At 62.7% G+C, this 22,459-nt stretch carries 20 protein-coding genes and 2 pseudogenes; 17 read left to right on the forward strand and 5 right to left on the reverse strand.

The features are described from left to right. Window positions 1-31: 31 nt before the first annotated feature. From AC1D10_RS09590 to AC1D10_RS09605, 4 genes are all read left to right on the forward strand, one after another. On the forward strand, window positions 32-1,894 hold the full coding sequence (locus AC1D10_RS09590; protein WP_477270982.1) for a VCBS domain-containing protein: 1,863 nt from the start codon (window positions 32-34) through the stop codon (window positions 1,892-1,894). A gap of 192 nt (window positions 1,895-2,086) precedes the next feature. Continuing rightward, on the forward strand, window positions 2,087-3,760 hold the full coding sequence (locus tag AC1D10_RS09595; RefSeq protein ID WP_477270984.1) for a type I secretion system permease/ATPase: 1,674 nt from the start codon (window positions 2,087-2,089) through the stop codon (window positions 3,758-3,760). Between the two features lie 19 nt (window positions 3,761-3,779). Then, window positions 3,780-5,117, forward strand: coding sequence for an HlyD family type I secretion periplasmic adaptor subunit (locus AC1D10_RS09600; RefSeq protein ID WP_477270986.1), 1,338 nt, complete (start codon window positions 3,780-3,782; stop codon window positions 5,115-5,117). Between the two features lie 242 nt (window positions 5,118-5,359). Beyond that, on the forward strand, window positions 5,360-5,584 hold the full coding sequence (locus AC1D10_RS09605) for a MarR family winged helix-turn-helix transcriptional regulator (protein ID WP_477270988.1): 225 nt from the start codon (window positions 5,360-5,362) through the stop codon (window positions 5,582-5,584). Between the two features lie 67 nt (window positions 5,585-5,651). Here AC1D10_RS09605 and AC1D10_RS09610 read toward each other — a convergent pair whose 3' ends face one another. Beyond that, entirely contained in the window at window positions 5,652-6,095 is a 444-nt protein-coding gene (locus AC1D10_RS09610) for an Lrp/AsnC family transcriptional regulator (protein ID WP_477270990.1), read from the reverse strand. Between the two features lie 138 nt (window positions 6,096-6,233). On the opposite strand from AC1D10_RS09610, the gene AC1D10_RS09615 reads away from it, so the two are divergent. Both AC1D10_RS09615 and ctlX read left to right on the forward strand, forming a co-directional pair. Further along, window positions 6,234-7,283: an ornithine cyclodeaminase gene (locus tag AC1D10_RS09615; protein ID WP_477270992.1), complete on the forward strand. Its 1,050-nt coding sequence runs from the start codon at window positions 6,234-6,236 to the stop codon at window positions 7,281-7,283. 16 nt (window positions 7,284-7,299) lie between these two features. Beyond that, a complete protein-coding gene (gene ctlX / locus AC1D10_RS09620) occupies window positions 7,300-8,232 on the forward strand; it encodes a citrulline utilization hydrolase CtlX (protein WP_477270994.1) in 933 nt (310 codons plus the stop codon). A gap of 60 nt (window positions 8,233-8,292) precedes the next feature. Here the strand turns inward: ctlX and AC1D10_RS09625 are convergent. Continuing rightward, a pseudogene (locus tag AC1D10_RS09625) lies at window positions 8,293-8,748 on the reverse strand (carbohydrate ABC transporter permease); the annotation flags it as partial. 74 nt (window positions 8,749-8,822) lie between these two features. On the opposite strand from AC1D10_RS09625, the gene AC1D10_RS09630 reads away from it, so the two are divergent. From AC1D10_RS09630 to AC1D10_RS09640, 3 genes are all read left to right on the forward strand, one after another. Further along, window positions 8,823-10,121 (forward strand): hypothetical protein, encoded by a 1,299-nt coding sequence (locus AC1D10_RS09630; RefSeq protein WP_477270996.1) that lies wholly within the window; start codon window positions 8,823-8,825, stop codon window positions 10,119-10,121. 81 nt (window positions 10,122-10,202) lie between these two features. Then, window positions 10,203-10,598 (forward strand): LacI family DNA-binding transcriptional regulator, encoded by a 396-nt coding sequence (locus AC1D10_RS09635; RefSeq protein WP_477270998.1) that lies wholly within the window; start codon window positions 10,203-10,205, stop codon window positions 10,596-10,598. Beyond that, the gene (locus AC1D10_RS09640; protein ID WP_477271000.1) at window positions 10,540-11,250 is read left to right on the forward strand and encodes a LacI family DNA-binding transcriptional regulator; all 711 of its coding nucleotides are present in this window, start codon (window positions 10,540-10,542) and stop codon (window positions 11,248-11,250) included. Before AC1D10_RS09635 ends, AC1D10_RS09640 begins: the two co-directional genes overlap by 59 nt. Before the next feature lie 46 nt (window positions 11,251-11,296). Here AC1D10_RS09640 and AC1D10_RS09645 read toward each other — a convergent pair whose 3' ends face one another. Next, on the reverse strand, window positions 11,297-12,442 hold the full coding sequence (locus AC1D10_RS09645; RefSeq protein ID WP_477271002.1) for an ROK family transcriptional regulator: 1,146 nt from the start codon (window positions 12,440-12,442) through the stop codon (window positions 11,297-11,299). A gap of 205 nt (window positions 12,443-12,647) precedes the next feature. Here AC1D10_RS09645 and AC1D10_RS09650 point away from each other — a divergent pair, with 205 nt between their 5' ends. The 7 genes from AC1D10_RS09650 to AC1D10_RS09680 all read left to right on the forward strand — a co-directional run bounded on the left by AC1D10_RS09650 (window position 12,648) and on the right by AC1D10_RS09680 (window position 19,639). Next, complete coding sequence (locus tag AC1D10_RS09650; protein WP_477271004.1) at window positions 12,648-13,916, forward strand: ABC transporter substrate-binding protein; 1,269 nt, start codon at window positions 12,648-12,650, stop codon at window positions 13,914-13,916. An 83-nt stretch (window positions 13,917-13,999) separates the two neighbouring features. Then, window positions 14,000-14,935 carry a carbohydrate ABC transporter permease gene (locus AC1D10_RS09655; protein WP_477271006.1) on the forward strand — a complete coding sequence of 312 codons (936 nt, stop codon included), beginning with the start codon at window positions 14,000-14,002 and terminating at the stop codon, window positions 14,933-14,935. Beyond that, window positions 14,928-15,833, forward strand: coding sequence for a carbohydrate ABC transporter permease (locus AC1D10_RS09660; RefSeq protein WP_477271008.1), 906 nt, complete (start codon window positions 14,928-14,930; stop codon window positions 15,831-15,833). The genes AC1D10_RS09655 and AC1D10_RS09660 overlap by 8 nt, the downstream gene beginning before the upstream one ends. A gap of 82 nt (window positions 15,834-15,915) precedes the next feature. Next, window positions 15,916-17,022 (forward strand): ABC transporter ATP-binding protein, encoded by a 1,107-nt coding sequence (locus tag AC1D10_RS09665; RefSeq protein WP_477271010.1) that lies wholly within the window; start codon window positions 15,916-15,918, stop codon window positions 17,020-17,022. Between the two features lie 12 nt (window positions 17,023-17,034). Continuing rightward, window positions 17,035-17,802 (forward strand): SDR family NAD(P)-dependent oxidoreductase, encoded by a 768-nt coding sequence (locus tag AC1D10_RS09670; protein WP_477271012.1) that lies wholly within the window; start codon window positions 17,035-17,037, stop codon window positions 17,800-17,802. A 26-nt stretch (window positions 17,803-17,828) separates the two neighbouring features. Continuing rightward, on the forward strand, window positions 17,829-18,809 hold the full coding sequence (locus AC1D10_RS09675; protein WP_477271014.1) for a sugar phosphate isomerase/epimerase family protein: 981 nt from the start codon (window positions 17,829-17,831) through the stop codon (window positions 18,807-18,809). Window positions 18,810-18,826: 17 nt separating this feature from the next. Beyond that, entirely contained in the window at window positions 18,827-19,639 is an 813-nt protein-coding gene (locus AC1D10_RS09680; protein ID WP_477271016.1) for an SDR family NAD(P)-dependent oxidoreductase, read from the forward strand. 85 nt (window positions 19,640-19,724) lie between these two features. On the opposite strand, the pseudogene AC1D10_RS09685 reads toward AC1D10_RS09680, so the two are convergent. Next, window positions 19,725-20,580, reverse strand: a pseudogene (locus AC1D10_RS09685) (class I SAM-dependent methyltransferase). 35 nt (window positions 20,581-20,615) lie between these two features. Then, window positions 20,616-21,263 carry a TetR/AcrR family transcriptional regulator gene (locus AC1D10_RS09690; RefSeq protein WP_477271018.1) on the reverse strand — a complete coding sequence of 216 codons (648 nt, stop codon included), beginning with the start codon at window positions 21,261-21,263 and terminating at the stop codon, window positions 20,616-20,618. 278 nt (window positions 21,264-21,541) lie between these two features. Here AC1D10_RS09690 and AC1D10_RS09695 point away from each other — a divergent pair, with 278 nt between their 5' ends. After that, window positions 21,542-22,435: an NAD(P)/FAD-dependent oxidoreductase gene (locus AC1D10_RS09695; protein ID WP_477272050.1), complete on the forward strand. Its 894-nt coding sequence runs from the start codon at window positions 21,542-21,544 to the stop codon at window positions 22,433-22,435. Window positions 22,436-22,459 lie beyond the last annotated feature (24 nt).

Raw genomic sequence — 22,459 nt, forward strand, 5'->3', positions numbered from 1 at the left:
AACTGGTCTTATGCCGCGAGCTCGGCCCACAATGAGCTGGTCTTATGCCGCGAGCTCGGCCCACAATGAGTTCGTCGACGGCCAGCATTACATCGAGGACTTCGATGTGGTCAGCGCCGACGGCACCCACACCTCGGTCCACATCGACATTCTCGGCACCAACGACGCCGCCGTCTTGTCCTCGGCATCTGTGAACCTCACAGAGACCAATGATGCGGCCGACATCTCGACGTCGGGCACCCTCACCATCTCGGAYGTCGACAGCGATCCGCACTTCGTCGCCCAGGCCGCTACCGCCGGCAGCTACGGTACCTTCTCGATCGATGCCGACGGCAACTGGTCTTATGCCGCGAGCTCGGCCCACAATGAGTTCGTCGACGGCCAGCATTACATCGAGGACTTCGATGTGGTCAGCGCCGATGGCACYCACACCTCGGTCCACATCGACATTCTCGGCACCAACGACGCCGCCGTGCTTTCGTCCGCCTCGGTGAACTTGACGGAAGCAAACTCCGCAGCAGCGATCAGCACCTCCGGCACGCTGACCATCTCGGATGTCGACAGCCCGGCTACCTTCGTCGTCCAGGCTGGAACCGGGGGCAGCTACGGCACCTTCKCCATCAATGCGGCCGGCGCCTGGACCTACACGGCAAGCTCTGCCCATGACGAATTCGTCGCTGGTCAGCACTATACCGARAACTTCGACGTGGTCAGCGCCGACGGCACCCACACCTCGGTCCACATCGACATTCTCGGCACCAACGATGCSGCMGTGCTTTCGTCCGCCTCGGTGAACTTGACGGAAGCAAACTCCGCAGCAGCGATCAGCACCTCCGGCACGCTGACCATCTCGGATGTCGACAGCCCGGCTACCTTCGTCGTCCAGGCTGGAACCGGGGGCAGCTACGGCACCTTCGCCATCAATGCGGCAGGTGCGTGGACCTACACGGCAAGCTCTGCCCATGACGAATTCGTCGCTGGTCAGCACTATACCGAGAACTTCGACGTGGTCAGCGCCGACGGCACCCACACCTCGGTCGCCATCGACATCCTCGGCACTGCAGATGCGCCGCCGCGCTTTGCTCCGACGGACATCCAGCTCACACCGAGCACTACGACGGACAATGTGACTTTCAGCTCGTTCCAGTTCACGGGAACACTGTCCGCAACCGATCCCGACCCCGGCAGCTTCGTCTACAGCATCACCTCGCAATCGGACCCTGGACTGTTTTCGATCACCGGCAACACGTTGAGCTCGGGAGACCTCTCGCCGAGCAAGGCGTATTCCATAACCGTGCAGTCAACGCAGGTCGGCGATCCGGTCGGGCCTGCTTACCAGTATTCCGAGACGTTCCAGGTCATCACCGGCAGCAATGGCAACTCGAGCGACAATCTCAGCAACCCCGTAGGCGGCGACGATGTCCTCTACGGCAATGGCGGGGCGGACCAGATCTTCGGCCTGGCCGGCAATGACACGCTGTTCGGCCAAGGTGGTAACGACACGCTGAATGGCGGCGACGGCAATGACCGGCTCGTTGGCGGCGTCGGCGCCGATACACTCACCGGCGGGGCGGGATCCGACACATTCTACTATGGACCAACCGTCACGGATTCCGCGCCGGGTGCCGGCAATTTCGACACCATCACCGACTTCGTGCACGGCACCGACAAGATCGACCTGTCCTCGATCGATGCCAGCGGAGCCGCCGGCGATCAGGCTTTCCTGTTCGGCGGACTGAATGCGGGCACCGTCGCCAACAGCATCACCTGGTCGGAAAGCGGCGGCAACACGATCGTCCGCGCCGACGTCAACGGCAATGCAGCCAACACCGAATTCCAGATCACGCTGACTGGCATCGGCCTAGGTCTGACGGCGAGCGACTTCGTGCTTTGAACCGGGAGGTGAGCCGCGTCGCGGCTCACCTCCCATTGCCGGTTCCTGACCCAGCTTACGCGTTAAGGTTTACGACAGGAATATCGACGGGCTGCGTGGCAGGTGGAAGGATCGGGAGTAGTATCGGCTTACGGGTGGATAGGGGGGCGGTTCTCCGCTGGGTATTTGAGTCTCGCTAGAAAATCTCAAATCGTGAAGGACGCCCTTCTGGCGTGCCGTCATTATTTCCTGATCGCGGCGGGCTTCAGCCTGGCGATCAACCTGCTCTATCTCGCCTCGCCGCTCTATATGCTGCAGATCTACGACCGGGTGGTGACCAGCGGCAGCCAGACCACGCTGGTGATGCTGACCATCGCGCTGCTGGCGGCCTTCCTTGCGCTGGCTGGCCTCGATCTCATGCGCGCCACTATCCTGACCCGCGCCAGCGTGCGGCTGGACCGGCTGCTGTCGGCGAGGATCGTGGCCGCGTCGGTCGAGACCTCGCAGTCGGGCTCCTCGCAGAGCCAGCCGGTGCGTGACTTCGACACGTTCCGGCAGGTCATCACCGGTATGGGCATCAATGCGCTGTTCGACCTGCCATGGTCGCCCATCTACATCGCCATCATCTTCCTGCTGCACCCCTGGCTCGGCTTCTTTGCGCTCGGCTCGTCGCTGCTGCTCGTCGCCATGGCGGTGCTCAACGAATATCTGGTGCGCGCCCCGCTGAAGCAGGCCAGCGACCTGGCAACGGCCAACTACAATTTCACCGAGATGAGCCTGAGAAACTCGGAAGTCATTCGCGCCATGGGCATGATCGACGGCCTCATCCGCCGCTGGGGACGCGACCGCAGCCTGGCGCTCCGGCGTCAGACGCAAGCCAGCGACCGCGCCGCCTTGATGTCGGGGGTGATCCGCTTCCTGCGCCTGACCATGCAGTCGCTGATCCTCGGCCTCGGCGCCTATCTGGTGATCGAACGGCAGGCCACGGCCGGTTCGATGTTCGCGGCCAGCATATTGTTGGGCAAAGGCTTGCAGCCCGTCGAGCAGATCGTCGGCCTCTGGCGCAACCTGGTCCTGGCGCGGGCGGCGCTGACCAGGGTTCACAAACTGGTCGACGGTGGCGCGCAGAACGAAAGATCGTTCAACCTGCCGAAGCCCACCGGCAAGATTTCGGTCGAGCAGGTCAGCTTTGCAATTGCCAGCCAGCAGAAAGTGCTTCTCCGGGACGTATCATTCAGGCTGGACGCAGGCGAGGCGCTGGGAATCGTCGGCCCTTCCGGCGCCGGCAAGTCGACGCTGGCGCGTCATCTCGCGGGCGTCATGCAACCCAGCCGCGGCACTGTCAGGCTGGACGGAGCCGACCTGTCGCAATGGGGGCACGACGCGCTCGGCGACCACATCGGCTACCTGCCGCAGGATATAGAACTCTTCTCCGATACGGTCGCCGCCAACATCGGCCGCTTCAAGACCAATGTCGACCAGGAGGTGATAGCCGCCGCGCGGCTCGCCGGCGTGCATGAGATGATCATTCGCCTGCCGCAGGGTTATGAGACCCAGATCGGCGAAGGCGGCGCAGTGCTGTCAGGAGGATATCGGCAGCGGATTGCTCTTGCCCGTGCGGTATTCGGAACGCCGAACCTGATCATTCTCGACGAGCCGAGCTCCAATCTCGACGCCGATGGCGATCGCGCGCTGAGCGAGTGCGCGATCGAGCTCAAGCGCCGCGGCAGCACGGTGATCATCGTCTCGCACCGTCCCTCGACCCTGGCGAACGTCGACAAGATTCTTCTGTTGCGCGATGGCGCCGTCGAGGCCTTCGGCATGAGAAACGAGATCGTGGCGCTGCTCAACCAGCGGGCGGCTCCAATGGCGGTGGCAACCCAATGAGCTGTGGCCGGAGAGATCGATGAGCGACGGCGCCCTCACCTACCGGGGCCTGCCCGGCGAAACCGGTATCCTGGCCCCGGATTCGATCCGGGTGCCGGCCTATATCGGCCTTCTCATCATCTTTGCCTTCTTCGGCATCTTCGGCGGCTGGGCGGCTTTTGCCCCGCTGAACGGCGCCGTGCTCGCCGACGCTGTCGTCAAGGTGGAAGGCAATCGCAAGAGCCTGCAGCACTTCGACGGCGGAACGGTGAAGGAGATCCGCGTCAAGGACGGCGACGTCGTCAGGAAGGGCGAGATAATGCTGGTGCTGGACGACACCAGAATTCGGTCCGAGTTCAATCTCTATGCCCAGCAGTATGCGCTGTTGCGCGCAACCGATGCCAGGATTCGGGCTGAACTGGACGGCAGCGAGGCGGTTGCCTTCCCGAAGGACATCCTCAAGGAACACGAGGCCTACCTTAGGGATGCGATGGCAAACCAGATCGCCGACCTGGAAACCCAGCGCGCCTCGATGGCCGGCGCCAGGCAGATCCTCGAGCGGCGGATTGCCGAACTCGAGGAGCAGATCCAGGGCAAGCACGCTCGGGTTGACTCCTACCAGGCCCAGCTGCAATCGACGGTCGACGAAAAGGCCAGCCTATCAAAGCTGCTCAAGGCCGGATTGACGACCCGCCCGCGCATTCTGGAACTGGAAAGATCCGCCTCGGACTTGCAGGGCCTGATCGACGAGAACCTCGGCGCAATCGCAGGCAGCCAACAAAGCAAAGCCGAGCTCGATAGCCAGATCGCGCAATTGACCAATGAACGTCGGGCCAAGCTGTCGGCCATGCTGATCGAGACGCAATCGAACCTTGCCGACCTTGTGCCCAAGATGTTTGCCGCCCAGGCTGCCATGGACCGAGCCGAAGTCCGCGCACCCTATGACGGCCAGGTGATGGATCTGAGCGTGTTCTCGATCGGAGCGATCGTCGCGCCGGGCCAGACGATCCTCGACATCGTGCCAACTGAGAATTCGTTGATCGTCCAGGCGCAGGTTCGCGTCGAGGACATATCAAACGTGCGACCCGACATGGCGGCCGAAGTTCGTTTCACATCATACAAGCAGCGCTCGATACCAATAATTCATGGACGCATCACCCGCATTTCGGCGGATCGCATCACCGACAGTAAAACTGGGTTTCCCTACTATCTGGCCGACCTAGCGGTCGATCGGGTGGAATTGGCAGCAGCCCCGCAGATTGCTCTTTATCCGGGCATGCCAGCGTCAGTCATGATCGTTACCGAGGAACGCACCGCACTCGATTACATTTTGGGCCCGTTGGTTGTGTCGTTCCACTCCGCCTTCCGCCAGAAATAACGGGGTCCGCGCCAAACCTATTCGCGATTCCAATTTCGACGGGTGGTCAGGCTCGCAACGCGCAAAGACGGCGGAGAACTCCTATGCCACGCCGATGGCGCTTTACATCCATCGCCCGGCGCGTTTCAGTTTGGTCAGGCTATTTAGAAAGGATACCAGTGGTGGCTGATGATGGCCCTGTCCGAGGGCGGCGGCTCGACCATGGGCAAGCTGGCCGAGGAGCTGGCGATCAATCATCCACCTTGACGAAACTCGTCGACCGCATGGTCGAGGAGGCGCTGGCCTACCGCGATCCTGATCCGAACGACCGTCGCAAAGTGCGGATGTCTCTTTCCGACAAGGGCGCTGCCCCCTTGGAAAGCCAGAACCGGCGCGTGCAGGACCACGAAGCGCGCGTTGAAGGGTCGTATGGAAACGAAGACGCCCAGAGGCTTCGCGATATGCTTGAGATCAAGCAGATCAGCTAGATCCCCCATCGCCATTTCGCGATGATGGCCGCGGACATGGGATACTGCCCACCAGCGCGGGCTCCGCTCACACACTGCTCAGCAACAGGCTGGTTTCGCTGTTCGACACGCCGTCGATCATGCGGACCTGACGCAGCACCCGGTCGAACTCCGCCAGGCTCAAAGCCCGGATATCCGCGACCAGGTCCCACTTTCCGTTGGTCGTGTGGAGGGTCTGGATTTCCGGCACTCCTCGCAACTTGCGGATGACCTGCGTCGTCGACTTTCCGACCACCTCGATCAGCATGACCGCACGCACCGCATTCTCGTCGTAGTCCTCCCTGACGCGCGCCGTGAAACCCATCAGCGTGCCCGTTTTGATGAGGCGCTCCAGCCTGTTCTGCACGGTGCCCCGCGCCACGCCCAGGGCGTCGGCGAGTTTGGACAGCGACGCACGTCCATCAATCCGCAAGTGCCCGATGATCCTGCGGTCGAGGCTGTCCGGCACGTACTTCGCGATCTCGTCGTTCATCGCCCTTACCTATCCGTTTTACCAGTTCAAGTGATCAAATTGATCAATCTCCTGACCAATTTATATCGGTTTTGAGATTTCGGCCAGCAACCCGAGCACCGTAGAGTTCTCGCAAGTCAACCATGGCAGGGCCGGATCATGAACGCTCAACTCCCCTCACAAAAGGCAATTGTGCCCTTTGTCAGCGTGAAGAACATGATGCGCCTCATGCACCACATTGGCATCGAGACCATGCTGCGCGAACTCTGCGACCTGATCGAACACGACTTTCGCCGCTGGGAGAGCTTCGAGAAAACGCCTCGGATCGCCAGCCATTCGCACGACGGCGTCATCGAGCTGATGCCGATCTCGGATGGCAAGACCTACGGCTTCAAATACGTCAACGGGCATCCCAGGAATACCGCCGAAGGCCTGCAGACCGTCACCGCTTTCGGGCTGCTGGCCGACGTCTCCACCGGCTACCCGGTTCTGTTGACAGAGATGACGCTGTTGACGGCGCTCAGGACCGCCGCGACATCGGCCATGGCCGCGCGACATCTGGCGCCGCAGGGGGCTCGAACCATGGCGATAATCGGCAATGGCGCCCAGGCGGAATTTCAGGCCCTGGCAATCAAGGCCGTGTGCGGCATAGACACCGTCCGGCTCTATGACATCGACGCGCGCGCCACCGAAAAGACCCGCCGCAATCTCGCTGGTTCCGGGCTCACCGTCGTGGCCTGCGGCTCGGCGCAAGCCGCCATCGAAGGGGCCGGCATCATCACCACCTGTACCGCCGACAAGCAGTTTGCCACCATCCTCACCGACAACATGATCGGTGCGGGCGTTCACATCAACGCCATCGGCGGCGACTGCCCCGGCAAGACGGAGCTGCACCGCGACATCCTGCTGCGCGCCGATACCTTCGTGGAGTACCCGCCGCAGACCTGGGGCGAAGGCGAAATCCAGCAGATGGGCAGCGACTATCCGATCAGCGAACTCTGGCGCGTCGTTACCGGCGAGGTGCCCGGGCGCCGTGACGCTCGACAGATCACCCTTTTCGACAGCGTCGGTTTTGCCATCGAGGACTTTTCGGCGCTGCGCTATCTGCGCGAGCGCATCGTCGGCACCGATCTCTATGAAGACCTTGACATGATCGCCGATCCTGACGACCCGCGCGACCTGTTCGGCATGTTCCAACGCGCCCGCTGAACAACAGGAGCCTCTCATGAAAAAACGCTCCGTTCTCTCCGTCCAGGCCCCTTCCGCCGTGGTGATGATCCGGCCGCACCATTTTACCGTCAACACGCAGACCGCGTCCGACAACCGCTTTCAGCGCATGGATGATACCGGCGCCGACCTGTCTTCGCCGGCCCATGCGGAAATCACCCACGCGGCTCAGGTGCTTCGAGAGCAGGGCGTCGCCGTTCATCTGTTCGACGACACCGGCACCAATACACCGGACTCCGTCTTCCCGAACAACTGGTTCTCCACTCATGCGGGCGGCCACGTGGCGATCTATCCGATGAAGGCGCCGAACCGGCGGCGGGAACGGCGCGCCGACATTATCGAAATGCTGAAGTCTCAATATCGGGTGCAGGAGGTCATCGATTACTCGGGGCTCGAACCGGATGGCCTCTTTCTCGAGGGCACCGGCGCTATGGTGCTCGATCACATTGACCGGGTCGCTTATGCGGTTCGTTCCGACCGCACCGACCCGATCGCGCTCGAGCGTTTCTGCACCCAGTTCAATTTCGAGCCGATGGCCTTTTCGGCGCAAGGCGCGGATGGGGTGGCCGTCTACCACACCAATGTGCTGATGTGTGTCGCCACCGATTTTGCGATGATCGGTCTGGGCATGATCACCGATCCAGCCAGGCGGCGGGAAATCGTCGGCCGCTTCGAGCGATCGGGCCGCGAGGTCATCGCCCTTGCCAATGACCAGATCGCCAGGTTCGCCGGCAATGCGATCGAGCTGCAGGGCAATGACGGGCGCATCCTTGCGCTGTCCTCGACCGCATTGTCGGCACTGACGCCGCAGCAGATCGCCACAATCAGTAAAAGCGCTCGACTGGTGCCGCTCGATATCCCGACCATAGAACGCGCCGGTGGATCGGTGCGCTGCACGCTTGCCGGTATACATCTGGCGCCGCGCACATAAGCGGAGTGGGGCCTGCATGGCGATCGCAATCATCGTGCTATTTGGGCTGAAGTTTCCCGCGTTCAGCGCCTGATTGAGCAGGCCGTCGCCGGCGAAGACTTGCCGCCAGAGCACCGCAATTGCGACGCTGCCGCCGACGAGTGACGGCAGATAGAAGATGGCGCGAAACAGCGAAAGGCCGCGCAGTCCATTGTTCAGCGCAACCGCTACTGCCAGTGCGAAAAGCAGCTTTAGCGGAACCGACAACAGGACGAAGGTGAAGGTGACGTTCATCGCCGTCCAGAAACGCGGATCGTCGGTAGCAATGCGGAGGTAGTTGTCGGCGCCGACCCAGTTCGGCGCCGACATGCCGCTGTAGTCGGTCATGGAGAAGTAAAGCGAGGCCAGCGCGGGCCCGAGGGTCAAGGTGAAGAAGCCGATGAGCCAGGGCGCGAGGAAACCATAGCCGGCCAACTGCTCTCTCAGACCAGAGCGATCGCGAGGTGCCTTCACTTCGAATGCGGCGACAGCCGACATGCCATCCCTCTTCCAACGACGCGACAGCACTGTGCTGCGGGCACGAACGGCGACTTCCAAACCGGACGCCTCCGATGTCGGCAAACCAGGATTCGAAAGTTTTGTTATTAAGAGAAAGTTTCTCTATTGACGGAAATTTCTCCGCCATGCGAAAGGGCTTGCAATCGAAAAGGTCAGCAAAAATGGGCGTCGAGCGAAGCAGCTATTTCCAGGCCGTTGAGGTCACCAATCCGGACCCCCAGCGCGACCGCCGCCAGCAGGCGCTGGCCCGTTGCATCGACCGGCTGCGCGCCACAATGCCCGTCATCGGCCTGCGCAATCCCAAGATCGGCCTCGCCGACAACACATGGAGCTATTGCGGCCCCTATGATTGGGTGATCGGTTTCCAGGCGGGACAATTGTGGCTGGCGCTGCAACTGACGGGCGATCCGGTTTTCCTGAACGCTGCCCGGGCTCGCCGCCCTGTGTTCCGGGGTATTCTGGCCAACCACAACGCGCAGGATCATGATCTGGGCTTTCAGTTCTCGCTGGGCTGCGTCTCGGATTGGCTGATGACCGGTGATCGGGAAGCGCATCGGATGGCGCTCGAGGCCGCGACAGCCTTGCTGGGCAGATATCGACCCGAAGGTCGTTATCTCCAGGCCTGGAACGCGCGTTCCATTCACGGCGGGACGCTGGCCGAATTTGCCAATGGCCGCATCATTGCCGACACGATGCAAAACCTCGCGCTGCTCCACTGGTCGCATGGCGAGACCGGACGCATGGACTTTTACGATGTCGCCGAGGGACATGCGGCAACCACGTTGAAACATGTGGTGCGCGCCGATGACACCAGCTTCCACACCTTCGTTTTCGACACGGCCAGCGGCGAGCCCCTACGTGGCGAGACCCATCAGGGGTATGCCGACGGTTCATGCTGGTCGCGCGGGCAGGCCTGGCTGATCCATGGTTTCGCGCAGTGCGCCACCGCCACCGGCAACCCGCTCTACCTCGACGCGGCCCGCCGCCTTGCCGCCAAGGCGGAGGCGCTGATGGAAACCGACGGCGTCCCGGCCTGGGACTATTCGGCGCCCGATGCAGTCAACGCGCCGCGCGACAGTTCCGCCGGCGCGATCATGGCCGCCGGCGTGTATATGCTTGCCCACCGGTGCGAGCCGGAAGAGGCCGCGCGCTGGCGTGCGTTCGGGGCGCGCTTGCTTGCCGGACTGCTCGACAGTTGCGATCTCACCGAAGATCCGGAAGCGCAGGGCCTGCTGGCGCATGGTGCTGCGCATGTCACTGCCGGCTTTTCGGACAACATGCTTCCTTACGGCGACTACTATTTCATGGAAGCCTTGATGCGTTCGCTTGGGCATACCCAGTTCTTTTGGTAGAGAATCAACGGCAATGCGCAGTAACCTGCCGGCACGACGATCAGGAAATCAGCAAACGCAGCATCGGAAGCATCATTCCTGATGGACGACAACTCCAGCGCCCCGACCCTTCGCGACATTGCCGATGCGGCTGGCGTTTCGGTGGCTTCCGTTTCGAAGGTTCTCAACAACAGGAGCGGCGTTGGCGAGGAGAGCCGGCGCAAGATCCTCGATATCGCCGAGCGCTACGGCTACCAGGGCAAGACCGCACGGTCGCTGCATAAGGCAGGTGTCCACAGCGTCGCGATGCTCATGCCGGCGGAATTCTATTCACGGTCGCAGTTCTACGAGGACGTCATCCGTGGCGCCCTAGACGAGGCGGCCGCCCATTCGCTCAGGATCGACGTGCGCCTGGTTTCCCTCGATTCGGTGGTGGCCGATGTGGAGGACCTGCTGCAGGCCGGCAGGACCGGAGCGGTCGCCGCCATCGGCCCTTGACCAGCCGGAGGCGCTGGAGCGGATCATCGCCAGCAAACTGCCGGCCGTTCTCATCAACGGCATGGACCGCACGATGCGCCTGAACAGTGTCCTGCCCGACAACTGGTCAGCGGGTTGGCTCGCGACGCAGCGCCTGTTGAGCGCCGGGCATCGCGAGATCGTTCACGTCACACTGCCGCATCGCCTGTCCTTGCGCCGCCGGCTCGAGGGTTTCAAGGTTGCGCTCGAGGAAGCCGGCATCCGCTTCGATCCGCAGCGCCATGTCCTGGACCTGTCCAAATTCGGCGTCCAGGAATCTCAAACGCAGCAGGTTGTCCGCCAAGTGCTGCAGGACGGCCGCCTGGCCGATGGGACCGCCTTTCTCTGCAGTACCGACATCGTGGCGCTAGGCGTCATGCAGGCGCTGCAAAGCAGCGGCTTCTCGGTTCCAGAGGATTTTTCCGTCATCGGTCTCGACGATATCGCGGTCGCCCTTCATAGCCGCCCGCCCTTGACGACCATCCGCATCGACCGCGTCGAGCTGGGCCGTGCCGGCATACAGATGCTGATGAAACGCATTGCAGATCCGGGCGCAAACATCGTGCGCGTCAACATCGGCGTGCAATTGGTCGAACGCGCCACTGTTGGCCCAGCGCGAAAAGCGACTCCGTGAGCCCACGGGCGTCGCCTGACCTGGCACAAGTGACTGATCCTGACGATCAGCCGAGCGACAGTTCCTTCGTCTGGTGTCTCAGCACCAGGCCGACCGCGCCCAGCAACGCATCGTTCTCGGTGTGCTTGCCGACGATTATGCGCGTGCGCAGGGCCGGAGCGATATCGCGGGACTTGATGAGTGTGTGGCGTTCATAGGACGCGATCAGCGGGGTCAATAGAATGTCGCCTGCCAAAGCCATGTGGCCGCCGATGATGATAAGCGGCGGATTGAGCACCGAGCCGATCAGGCCGAGACCCCGGCCGGCTATCTCGGCGGTATCCTCGATCATCCGCAACGCCCTGACGTCGCCCTGCTCGGCCATGGTGATGACATCGTCCATTGTGACCTGCCGCCGCACGACACGCGAAATCTGTTCCAGTGGCCGGGCAAAACTTGCATAGAGCTCCAAGCATCCACGATTGCCGCACCGGCAAAGATCGCCGCCGGGATCGATGCTGATGTGCCCGAATTCGCCGGCGCCGCCAGCGATGCCTGTCACCAGCCGGCCTTGCTGGACAATGGCCCCACCGACACCCAGATCAATCTTGAACAGAACGAAATCGTCCTGGCCGATGGCCGCACCCCACATCAGCTCCGCAATGGCCGAGCAGTTGCTCTCGTTGTCGGCGAAGATCGGCTGTTCCAGGACAGGCCCGAACACATCTCGTATGTTGACGCCGGCCCATGTTGGAACCATGCTCGCGCGCAGCACCACTCCATCGCGGCTGACAGGGCCGGAGACGGAAACCCCAACCCCCAGGAGTCCCGCCGCCGGCAGACCGTTTTCCTTGTAAGATTGGGCAATTGCCGATTTGACCATCTGGGCCGCCTGTTGCGGCTGGTAGTCCAGAGCCATGGGGATAGTTTGTTCAGCAATGACGGAATGCGAGACATCGGCGACGATCAGCCGTATCTGCTGAAGAGCCAGGTGAATTCCGACGCAGGTGCCCGCTGTCGGATTGAGCGTAACCGCCGCGGCTGGCCGGCCGATACCTCTGATGCCATCGCTGCTGGTCGGAGCTTCGATCACCATCCCCGACTTTCTCAAGCCATTGAGCGCGGTTGAGACAGTCGAGCGCGCCAGACCGGTGACCCGTGCGATCTGCGACGCGGAGAGTACGCCGCGTTCACTCAGGCATCGCACGATCATGCTCTCCGGCGACGCGGACGGTCTGTCGATCAGCCAGGTTCTAAGCGAAGGTTTTGTCATGGATCAACATAAACATCGTTGACTGATAGCTCCAATATGTCATCTTGGAAAGAACTCGAGATTAACGCATCTCGCCGGCGGCGGCTTCAAACCGCGGCCATAAGCGGTCGATACGAACCGTGCAACCATATGTGGGAGTGAAACCATGAAATCCGTCATGACCGCCTTCGCGGTCGCTGCTGCTGCGTGCACCTTTGTCACCGGGGCAGCCTTTGCCGAACCCAAGACGAACCTGCTGCACCAATGGTCGACCGGATCGGACGCCCAGGCGATCGCCAAGCTCGGCGAGATGTTCACCGCCAAGGGCGGCAAATGGGAACAGACCTCGATCGCCGGTCACACAGCCAATACACTGGCCAAGCTGCGTGCCGACGTGATCGCCGGCAATGCGCCGCCTGCCGTGCAGCTCAAAGGCCCGGAAATCGCCGAGTGGAACGAGACCGGCATGACCGCCGATCTCGACGAGTTGGCGGCCTCGGAAGGATGGGAGAAAGTGGTCGCGCCGGAACTGCTTCCGGTGATGAAGCCGACCGGCAAATGGGTCGCCGCTCCCATGAACATCCACCGCATCAACTGGCTCTGGGCCTCGCCGAAGGTCATGCAGGCGGCCGGCGTGGCGGAAATGCCCAAGACCTGGGCCGAGTTCAATGCGGCCTGCGACAAGATCGTCGCCTCAGGCAAGATCTGCATTTCGCATTCGACCGCCGACTGGACGGATTCGACGGTGTTCGAGGTCGTGCTCTATGGCCAGGACATCGATCTCTATCGCAAGGCCTTCGTCCAAGGCGATGTCGAATCCATGCGCAGCCCCGGGATGGTCAAGGCCTTCGAGCAGATGCGCCTGATGACGAGCAAGTACATGGATCCGGGCATGGTCGGCCGCGACTGGGATTCGATGTCGGCGCTCGTCGGCAAGGGCGACGCGGCGTTCCACATCATGGGCGACTGGACGATCGGCCTGCTGACCGCCGCCGGCTTCAAGGAAGGCACCGACTATGTCTGCGCCCAGGCGCCGACAGATTGGGGCAAACCCGGCTTCATCCTCAACTCGGACTCGGTCGTGTTCTTCAAGCAGAAGGACCAGGATTACATCGACGGCCAGAAGCTGCTTGCCAGCCTAATCCTGTCGCCCGACTTCCAGACGGTCTTCAACCAGGCCAAGGGCTCGATCCCCTCACGCCTGGATATCGATCTGTCGAAGGGCTTCAATCCGTGCCAGCAGCTCTCGCAGAAGGATCTGCAGGCGTCGATCAAGGAGGGCACGCTGGTCCGCTCGATGGCGCATAACATGACCATCCCGCAGAAGATGCGCGGCGCGATCATGGACTCCATTACCGAGTTCGTGGCGACGCCCGACATGTCAGCCGAGGATGGCGCCAACGCGATGGCCGACGCGGCAGAAGCACAGAAATAGACGGGAATGGCCGGGCGCAATTTCTATCCGCACCCCGGCCATCCTCCATCCCAGTCCCGCGCTCTGCCAGTCCAGTGCTCTGAATGTCAAATCACGACCTGATCCTGTCGGTTCCTACGCCCGCCCGCCCCTGGCGTGAACGGCTGGGCTCCGCGGTGCCCCTGCTGGTGCTCGGCCCCTCCCTTGTGGCGAGCTTCGTCTACGTCTTCGTGTTCACCGGCTGGACGCTCTACATCTCGCTCTCGAACTCCTCGCTGCTGCCGACCTACGGCTTCGTGGGCCTGGACAACTACGCGTCACTGTGGGCGAACCGGCGCTGGAACATCGCCTACAACAACCTGTTTTTCTTCAGCAGTTTCTACATCGTCGGCTCGATGGCCGTGGGACTGCTGCTGGCAATCCTGATCGACCAGCGCGTGCGCGGCGAAGCGGTCTGGCGCACGATCTTTCTCTATCCGCTGGCCGTCTCCTTCATCGTTACCGGCACGGTCTGGAGCTGGCTCTACAACCCGGTCGACGGTATCCAGGCGCTGGTGCGCGGTTTCGGCTGGACGAGCTTCAGTTTCGCACTCGCCAGCGACCGACACTATGCGATCTACGCGGTGATCATCACCGGTGTCTGGCAGGCCTCGGGCTTTGCCATGGCGCTCTTCCTGGCCGGCCTGCGTTCGGTGGATCAGGACCTCGTCAAGGCCGCGCAGATCGATGGCGCATCGACCTTCCGCATCTATCGCAAAGTGCTTCTGCCAACCATTGCGCCGATCTTCCTGGCAGTCGCCGTCATCCAGATCCAGTTCGCCATCAAGACCTTCGACCTCGTGGCGGCCCTCACCAAAGGTGGCCCGGGGATCTCGACCACCTTCCCCGCCATCTACGTCTATGACCTGATGTTCCAACGCGGCCAGATCGGCGAAGGTGCGGCGGCGGCCATAATGATGCTTGCCGCTCTTGCCGTGGTGCTGGTGCCTTATTCGTTCTGGGTGGTCTGGCGGCGGCGCAAGGAAACCGGCCATGGCTGACGTCGTGCTGGACCAGTCGCTCGATCGTCGCGCTGCGGCAGTTGCGGCGCGCCGGCATTTCCTCGCCCGCTTCGTTATCTATGGGCTGCTGGTCATCTTCGCGGCGATCTACCTGGTCCCGCTGCTGGTCGTGGTGCTGAATTCATTCCGCGATCAGCAGGAGATCGCGCGCAACGGGTTGATCTCGCTGCCACGCAGCTTCCGCCTCGAAGCCTGGGGCCAGGCGTGGAGCACCTATTGCATCGGCGGCACCTGCGAGGGCATGCAGCGCAACTTCTATAACTCGCTGAAAATGACGATCCCGGCGACGATCATCTCGACGGCGGTCGGCGCGATGAACGGTTACATCTTGTCGAAATGGCGCTTCAAGGGTTCGGAAGCGCTGTTCACCTGCATGCTGCTCGGCGTCTTCATTCCGGGCCAGATTTCGTTGATGCCATGGGCATTCATCCTCGGCAATCTGGGCCTCAGCAATTCGGTCTACGGGCTTGTTCTCATCCACGTCATCCAGGGCATTTCGTTCACCACCCTGTTCTGCCGCAACTACTATGTCAGCATCCCCGACGATCTCATCAAGGCGGCGCGCATCGACGGCGCGGGCTTCTGGCGCATCTTCCGCAAGATCATTCTGCCGCTGTCCTCACCGATCCTGATCGTCACGGTGATCTGGCAGTTCACCGGAATCTGGAACGAATATCTGTTCGGTGTCGTCTTCACCTCCGGGCAGCAACAGCCGATCACGGCCGCGCTCGTCGCGCTGACCGCAAGCGGCACGAATGTACGCGCCTATGACGTCATGAGCGCCGCCGTGCTGATCGGCGCGCTGCCGCCACTGCTGATCTATCTCTTCGGCGGCAAATATTTCGTCCGTGGCCTGACCCAAGGTGCGATCAAGTGAGCCGCAATCAAGTGAGGCGCGATCAAGTGAGCGGAACCTGTCTCATGTCGCCTGTCGCTCCGTCCGCCAAGAAGGGCATCGCATGTCGACATTGACCATCCGATCCCTGCGCAAGAACTTCGGCGCCGTCGAGGTGCTGAAGGGCATCGATCTCGAGGCGCAGAACGGCGAGTTCATCGCGCTGGTTGGGCCGTCCGGCTGCGGCAAGTCCACCCTGCTGGCGATGATCGCCGGGCTGGAAACCGTAACCTCCGGCGAGATCCGCATCGACGGCCGGCTGGTCAATTCGGTTGCGCCGAAGGACCGCGACATCGCCATGGTGTTTCAGTCCTACGCGCTTTACCCGACGATGACGGTGCGCGAGAACATCACCTTCGGCATGGAAAGCCGCCGCGTGCCGAAGCCGCAGCAGGACGAGGCCGTCAAGCGGGTTGCCGCTTTCCTGCAGATCGAACCGCTGCTTGGGCGGAAGCCCGGACAGCTTTCGGGCGGCCAGCGCCAGCGCGTCGCGATGGGCCGGGCTCTGGTGCGTGATCCGAAACTGTTCCTGTTCGATGAGCCGCTCTCCAATCTCGACGCCAAGCTGCGCGTCGACATGCGTACCGAAATCAAGAAGCTGCACCACCGCGTCGGCAAGACCACGGTTTACGTCACCCACGATCAGGTCGAGGCGATGACGCTGGCATCGCGCATCGCCGTGATGCACCAGGGCTCGGTCCAGCAATTCGATGAGCCGGCCACGATCTACAACCGTCCGGCCAACATGTTTGTCGCGGGCTTCATGGGTTCGCCGGCGATGAATTTTCTGCCGGCCGAACGGAGCCAAGAAGGCGGTCGCCCGACTGTCGCCTTGCAGGCCGCCGACGGCAAGACGGTCAGCCTGCCGATCGTCCAGACCCTTCCATCCGATACGCCGCGACAGCTCATTCTCGGCATCCGGCCGGAGCACATCTACCGGTTCGATCCCGATCTGGCGCGTCGCAAGCCTGGCATCGCGCAAATCGATGCCGTGGTCGAACTGGTCGAGCCGACAGGTGCGGAGACCATGGCCGTTCTGCGCCTGGGCGGCAGGGAGATCACCGGCCGTTTCGACCCCGACGGCACGCCGCGTATGGGTGAGACGGTGACGCTCGGCATCGACATGGCGCGTGCGTGCTTGTTCGACCCGACGACCCAACGCCTGATCTGAAAGAGTTTCGCAGTGTCCTTCGCCACCTATCCGAGCCTGGCCGACCGTGTCGTGCTGATCACCGGCGGCGCGTCGGGCATCGGCGCCGACACGGTCCGCGCCTTCGCCGCCAATCGCGCACGCGTCGCGTTTTTCGATCTGCAGCAGGAGGCCGGCGAGGCGCTCGCGCGCGAACTCGCCGCCACGGCACCGCACGCGCCACTGTTCATGCGCTGCGACGTGACCGATATTCGCGCCCTCCAGGCTGCGATCGGCACGGTGCACGACCGCCTCGGACCTGTCGCCGTGCTGGTCAACAACGCCGCCGATGATAATCGCCAGCCAGTCGCCGACATCACGCAGGCGACCTGGAACCACGCCCAGGACGTGAACCTCAGGCACCACTTCTTTGCCGCCCAGGCCGTGCATTCGCACATGAAGGCGTTGGGCTTTGGCTCGATCGTCAATTTTTCCTCGATCGCCTGGCGTTTCGGCGCGGCGGAGATGGCGCCCTATGCGGCGGCCAAGGCTGCGGTGGTCGGGTTGACATTCGCGCTGGCGCAGGCGTTTGGCCCCGACAACATCCGCGTCAACGCCATCGAGCCGGGTGCCGTCATCACCAATCGGCAACGGCAGCTCTGGTTCAAGACGCAGGCGTCCGTCGATCAGGTCGTGCAGCGCCAGATGATCCGCCGGGTTCTGCTCGGCGAGGAGATCGCGCGCACGGTGCTGTTCCTCGCCGCCGACGACAGCCGCATGATCACCAAGCAGTCGATCACCGTGGATGCCGGCCTGCGATGACCTCACCCGAATCAAAGGATCGCTCCATGCTCCAGGTCGGCCTGAACCCCTACGGTCTGACCTATCATCTCGGCCTCCAGGCCCGCGGCACGCCACGCGCCAATCCCAAGCCGGCAGGGCTGGAAGGTTTCATCGCGCTTGCGACCGAACTCGGCGCGCGGGTGCTGGAGATCTGGGTGCCATGGCTAAGCGAGCTTTCCGACGACGCGATGATCGCGCTGCGCGAAAGGCTCGCCAGCCTTGGGATCACACCGATCGTCAGCAGCGGCCTTCTGGTGGGCGAACCGCTCGACGACGCATTTCGGGCCGCGCGTCTGCTGCGGGCCAAAATCATCCGAACGGCGCTGACGCCGGTTCTATGCGGCGACCGCAACGCTGCCGGCGAGACATGGAGCGAGTACGCCGGCATCATTCGAGAGAGATTGAAGGAATGGGGTCCCCGCGCGATTGCCGAAGGCCATGTCCTTGCGATCGAAAACCACCAGGACTTCACCAGCCAGGAACTTGTCGATTTCTGCGCACTCGGCGGCGAAGGCGTCGGCGTCACCTTCGACACCGGCAACACATTCCCGGTCGGCGAAGCGCCGCTCGATTTTGCGCGACGGATCGCACCGCATGTTCGCCATGTCCACCTCAAGGATTACCGCGTGCAGTTCACGACTGAAGGCTACCGACTGATCCGTTGTGCCATCGGCGATGGCGCGGTGCCGTTTCCCGAGCTGATCGCAATTCTCGGCCAACACCACGATCGCATGACCGCCGTTCTCGAACCGGGCGCATTGGAGGCGCGGCATGTCCGCTTTCTGCGCGACGACTGGTGGCACGGCTATCCCGAGAAGACGGCGCGCGAATTTGCCGCCTGCTTGGCTGCCGCGCAGCGCAATCGGCTACCCGACGATGCCGACTACCGCACGCCTTGGGAGCGCGAAGACGACGGTTCCCTGGTTTCCTATGAGCTCGACATGATCCGGCGCAGCGCCGCCAACATGCGCAATCTGGTTGGATGAAAGTGGAGAATAATCCGATGACGACACGTGAACTCGATGGATTGACCGCCTTTGTCACCGGCTCCGGCCGTGGCCTCGGTCGAGTGATGGCCGAGCGCCTGGCGGAACTCGGCGCTAATGTCGCGATCCACGACATGGACGAAACAGCGCCGGCCAAATACGGCGAATTCGCCAATCTCGGCGAGGTGGTCGAGCGCCTGAAACGGCATGGGACGAAGGTCACGTCGGTGACCGGCAACATTGGCGACAAGAAGGCGGTGGCCGAGATGAAGCGCAAGATCGAGGCCGATCTCGGCGACGTGCATGTGCTGGTCAATTGCGCCGGCGGCGATATCGGCGCCAAGGGCGGCAAGCCGAACCCGAACAACGCCCTCGACATCGAACTGGACGACATCCGCGTGCTCACCGAGAACAATCTGATCGGCACGATGCTGGTCTGCCAGGCTTTCGTGCCGCCGATGAAGCAGCGTGGCGGCGGCTCCGTGATCAACATCGCGTCGGCGGCGGCACACCTCGGCTGCTCGCCCGAGGTCGTCTACTCGACGTTGAAGGCCGCGGTCGTGCATTACACGCGCTGCCTCGCCAAGGAACTGATCGACGACGGCGTGCGCATCAATGCGGTCAGCCCCGGCGCCACCAAGACGGCACGGTTCCAGGCGACCCGCGTGGTCGATCCGGAGCGCATGGATTCGAGCAGGAAATCGCTGAACCGGTATGCGGAGCCGGAAGAGATCGCCGAGGCGGTGGCCTTCCTAGCCGGTCCGCGCGCGCGCTTCATCAACGGGCAGGTCATCCGCGTCGATGGCGGTTTCACTATCTTTCCAGGTTGAATGGCCGCCGCACCGCTGGCCGCATTTCCGGGTTGCGCTCGGAGCGCTTTGCGGCGATCAGAGCCTGTACCCCTGTTAATCCCTGTCAGCTTGCCGGATTGCGGGCGGTGACGATCCACGCCGCGCCATCGATCATCACCGACCGCTCGCCGGGGCAGCCCGCGAAGACGGCACGAACCGCAGCCGAGGCGCGGATATCGTCGGGCTGATCAGCGAGAGAGCGCGCCAGCGGGCCGACCTCGAGTGTCATCTTCACCGCGTCGTCGAGCGCCGCGTCCCGCGTCTCCCCCTTGCCGAACGGGATGGAGGCATCGAAGGGCGCGATAGCGACATCGGTGAAGCCAGCCACCGTTAGAATACGCGCCACCCGCCCCTGGTCGCCAAACGAGAACGGGCCGGGCGCTTCGGGACCGGGCGGCGTCATCGGCGGGAGGATGCCCTTCATTGCGCCCATCGGCAAGCGCACCCAATCGTTCTCGGCCATGCCGCGCCAGCAGACGAAAGCGACCCGCGCGCCCGGCTTGAGCGCACGGCGCATATGAGTGAAGGCCGCCGTAGGATCGTCAAAGAACATCACTCCGAAGCGCGAGAACAGTATGTCGAACGCGCCCTGGGGCAATTCGGTGCTGCTGGCGTCGGCCACCTGGAACACTGCCGGCGTATCCTGCGGCGCTAGCGCGCGCTCTGCCGATCAGCGGTTCGGATATGTCCACGCCTAGCACATAGCCCCCCGCGCCGACGCGGGCGGCCAGATCCAGACTAGACGCCCCCGCGCCGCAGCCGACGTCCAGCACGCGTTCGCCCATGGCGGGCGCGGCGGCTTCGATCGCGGCCTGGCCGAACACCGCCATCATGGCATCGAGCCGGGCCTGGTAAGTGACCCAGCGCTCCCCGCTTTGGCCTTTCCAGTCGGCTACCTGATAAACATTTTTCTCTGTCATGCCATATCCATTGTTCTGATCCGTTCTTAACCAGGCTATCCGCCCGCGTGGTCGTTCCCACCGTGTGCGGCGACGAACATGGCGACGGCGGACCGGCAATAGGATTCTATTTCGTTGTCGTCCTCTGCTCTCGCCTGATCGAAGCGTGCGATAATCAAGAGATCGGATCCTTTGATAAGCGCGGCAAACAAGCGGGCGGACCGGAGAGGATCGGGCACGTTCAGAACCGCCTTCGCGTGCAACTGACGCAACAGGGCCTCGATTTGGGCGATGACATAGGCGGGGCCGGCTTCGTAATGGAGCTTGCTTAACGACTTTTGATTCGTCTTGTCGGCCATGATCATGGCTTCGACACTGCGGACGTCCGGGCTCAACAGCGTGCGAAGCAGGGATGTTCCCACCGCGATGAGCTGATCTTCGGCCGAACCGTCGACGCCTTCAATAAGAGCCTGTGGTGCAAACTGATGGCAGTGGGCCGCGATGGCCGCGCCGAACAGCGCCTCCTTGTTCTCGAAGTGCCGATAAATGCTGAGCTTGGATATCCTCGCTCGCTGGGCGACCTTGTCCAATGTCGTCGCTTGAAAACCCAATTCCACAAAGAGTTCGCACGCGGCGTCGACTATCGTTTGGCCAAGCGCCTCGTTGGCGGGCCGGCCGCGCCGAGCCTGGCTGTTTTCGGTCACGATAATTCCAGTCCTTGACAGTATCTTAATTCTTGATTTACGATACCATATAGTATCTAAAAGGTGCAAGCCAATGCGTAGGTGTCCTCCAAATCAAGTTTCCCCGGGCCGCCGGCGATATCGAATGCGGCATCGTCCGGCCGGTCAACACAGTGATGGGCGACTTTCTCGTCGATGCCGAAGCTCTGCTCGCTGCCCGTCTCGAGCGCGTACCGTTGGACGGTATTTCGCGCCAGGCCCAGCCCAACCCCTCCATCCACAACACGGAGCCCATCACCATGGATGACGTCATCATCATCGGCGGCAGCTTTGCCGGCCTCGCCGCCGCCCTGCAGCTCGGCCGTGCCCGCCGCAAGGTCACCGTTCTCGATACCGGCCTGCCGCGCAATCGCTTCGCCGGCCACTCGCATGGTCTGCTTGGCCACGATCACAAGCCACCGCTGGACATCCTGGCCGAGGCGCGGCAGCAGCTGGCGCGTTATCCCACGGTCAGGCTGGTCAATGCCCGGGCCGACAGCATCTCCGGCGCCATCGACGATTTCTCCGTCCTCACTGGCGATGGCGAAAGCCTTGGCGCGCGCCGCCTGATCCTGAGCTATGGCGTTGCCGACCAGATGCCTGATGTTCCGGGCTTTGCCGAAAGCTGGGGCACATCCATTGTGCCCTGCCCCTATTGCGATGGCTTTGAAGTCGCCGGCTATCATTGGGGCCTCGTCTGGTCCGGCCCGCCGTCGCACAATTATGTCAGGCTGTACCACGATTGGACCGACACGTTGACGGTCTTCGCCGATGGTCACGACATTGCCCCCGATATCCGGGCCGATCTGGCGCGCCGCAACATACCTGTCGTTGATGGCCGGATCACCGAAATCGCCCGTCACGGGGGCCATAGTGCCACCGTCAAGCTCGATACCGCCCCCAATGTCGCTGTCGATATCTTGTTCGCGCATCCGCGCAACAAGCCGTCCGCAAGCCTGCATGAATCACTGGGACTCGCCACGGTCGACACGCCCCTCGGCATCGCCCTCAAGGTCGACGAGCGCCGCGAAACCAGCACGCCCGGCATCTACGCCGCCGGCGACCTCGCCAACCCAGCCATGGCCTCGGTCACCACGGCAACATCGCACGGCGCGACGGCGGGTATCTCCGCCCAGCAGTCGATGCTGGTTTGAGAAGACACAGATTGGAGGATGAGC

The sequence above is a fragment of the Mesorhizobium sp. P2_A8 genome (assembly GCF_056404935.1).

Coding starts and splice junctions, on each gene's coding strand:
- AC1D10_RS09600 (WP_477270986.1), top strand. CDS start 3,780: ATGAGCGACGGCGCCCTCACCTACCGGGGCCTGCCCGGCGAAACCGGT.
- AC1D10_RS09610 (WP_477270990.1), bottom strand. CDS start 6,095: ATGAACGACGAGATCGCGAAGTACGTGCCGGACAGCCTCGACCGCAGG.
- AC1D10_RS09615 (WP_477270992.1), top strand. CDS start 6,234: ATGAACGCTCAACTCCCCTCACAAAAGGCAATTGTGCCCTTTGTCAGC.
- ctlX (WP_477270994.1), top strand. CDS start 7,300: ATGAAAAAACGCTCCGTTCTCTCCGTCCAGGCCCCTTCCGCCGTGGTG.
- AC1D10_RS09630 (WP_477270996.1), top strand. CDS start 8,823: ATGTCGGCAAACCAGGATTCGAAAGTTTTGTTATTAAGAGAAAGTTTC.
- AC1D10_RS09635 (WP_477270998.1), top strand. CDS start 10,203: ATGGACGACAACTCCAGCGCCCCGACCCTTCGCGACATTGCCGATGCG.
- AC1D10_RS09640 (WP_477271000.1), top strand. CDS start 10,540: ATGTGGAGGACCTGCTGCAGGCCGGCAGGACCGGAGCGGTCGCCGCCA.
- AC1D10_RS09645 (WP_477271002.1), bottom strand. CDS start 12,442: ATGATCGTGCGATGCCTGAGTGAACGCGGCGTACTCTCCGCGTCGCAG.
- AC1D10_RS09650 (WP_477271004.1), top strand. CDS start 12,648: ATGAAATCCGTCATGACCGCCTTCGCGGTCGCTGCTGCTGCGTGCACC.
- AC1D10_RS09655 (WP_477271006.1), top strand. CDS start 14,000: ATGTCAAATCACGACCTGATCCTGTCGGTTCCTACGCCCGCCCGCCCC.
- AC1D10_RS09660 (WP_477271008.1), top strand. CDS start 14,928: ATGGCTGACGTCGTGCTGGACCAGTCGCTCGATCGTCGCGCTGCGGCA.
- AC1D10_RS09665 (WP_477271010.1), top strand. CDS start 15,916: ATGTCGACATTGACCATCCGATCCCTGCGCAAGAACTTCGGCGCCGTC.
- AC1D10_RS09675 (WP_477271014.1), top strand. CDS start 17,829: ATGCTCCAGGTCGGCCTGAACCCCTACGGTCTGACCTATCATCTCGGC.
- AC1D10_RS09680 (WP_477271016.1), top strand. CDS start 18,827: ATGACGACACGTGAACTCGATGGATTGACCGCCTTTGTCACCGGCTCC.
- AC1D10_RS09695 (WP_477272050.1), top strand. CDS start 21,542: ATGGATGACGTCATCATCATCGGCGGCAGCTTTGCCGGCCTCGCCGCC.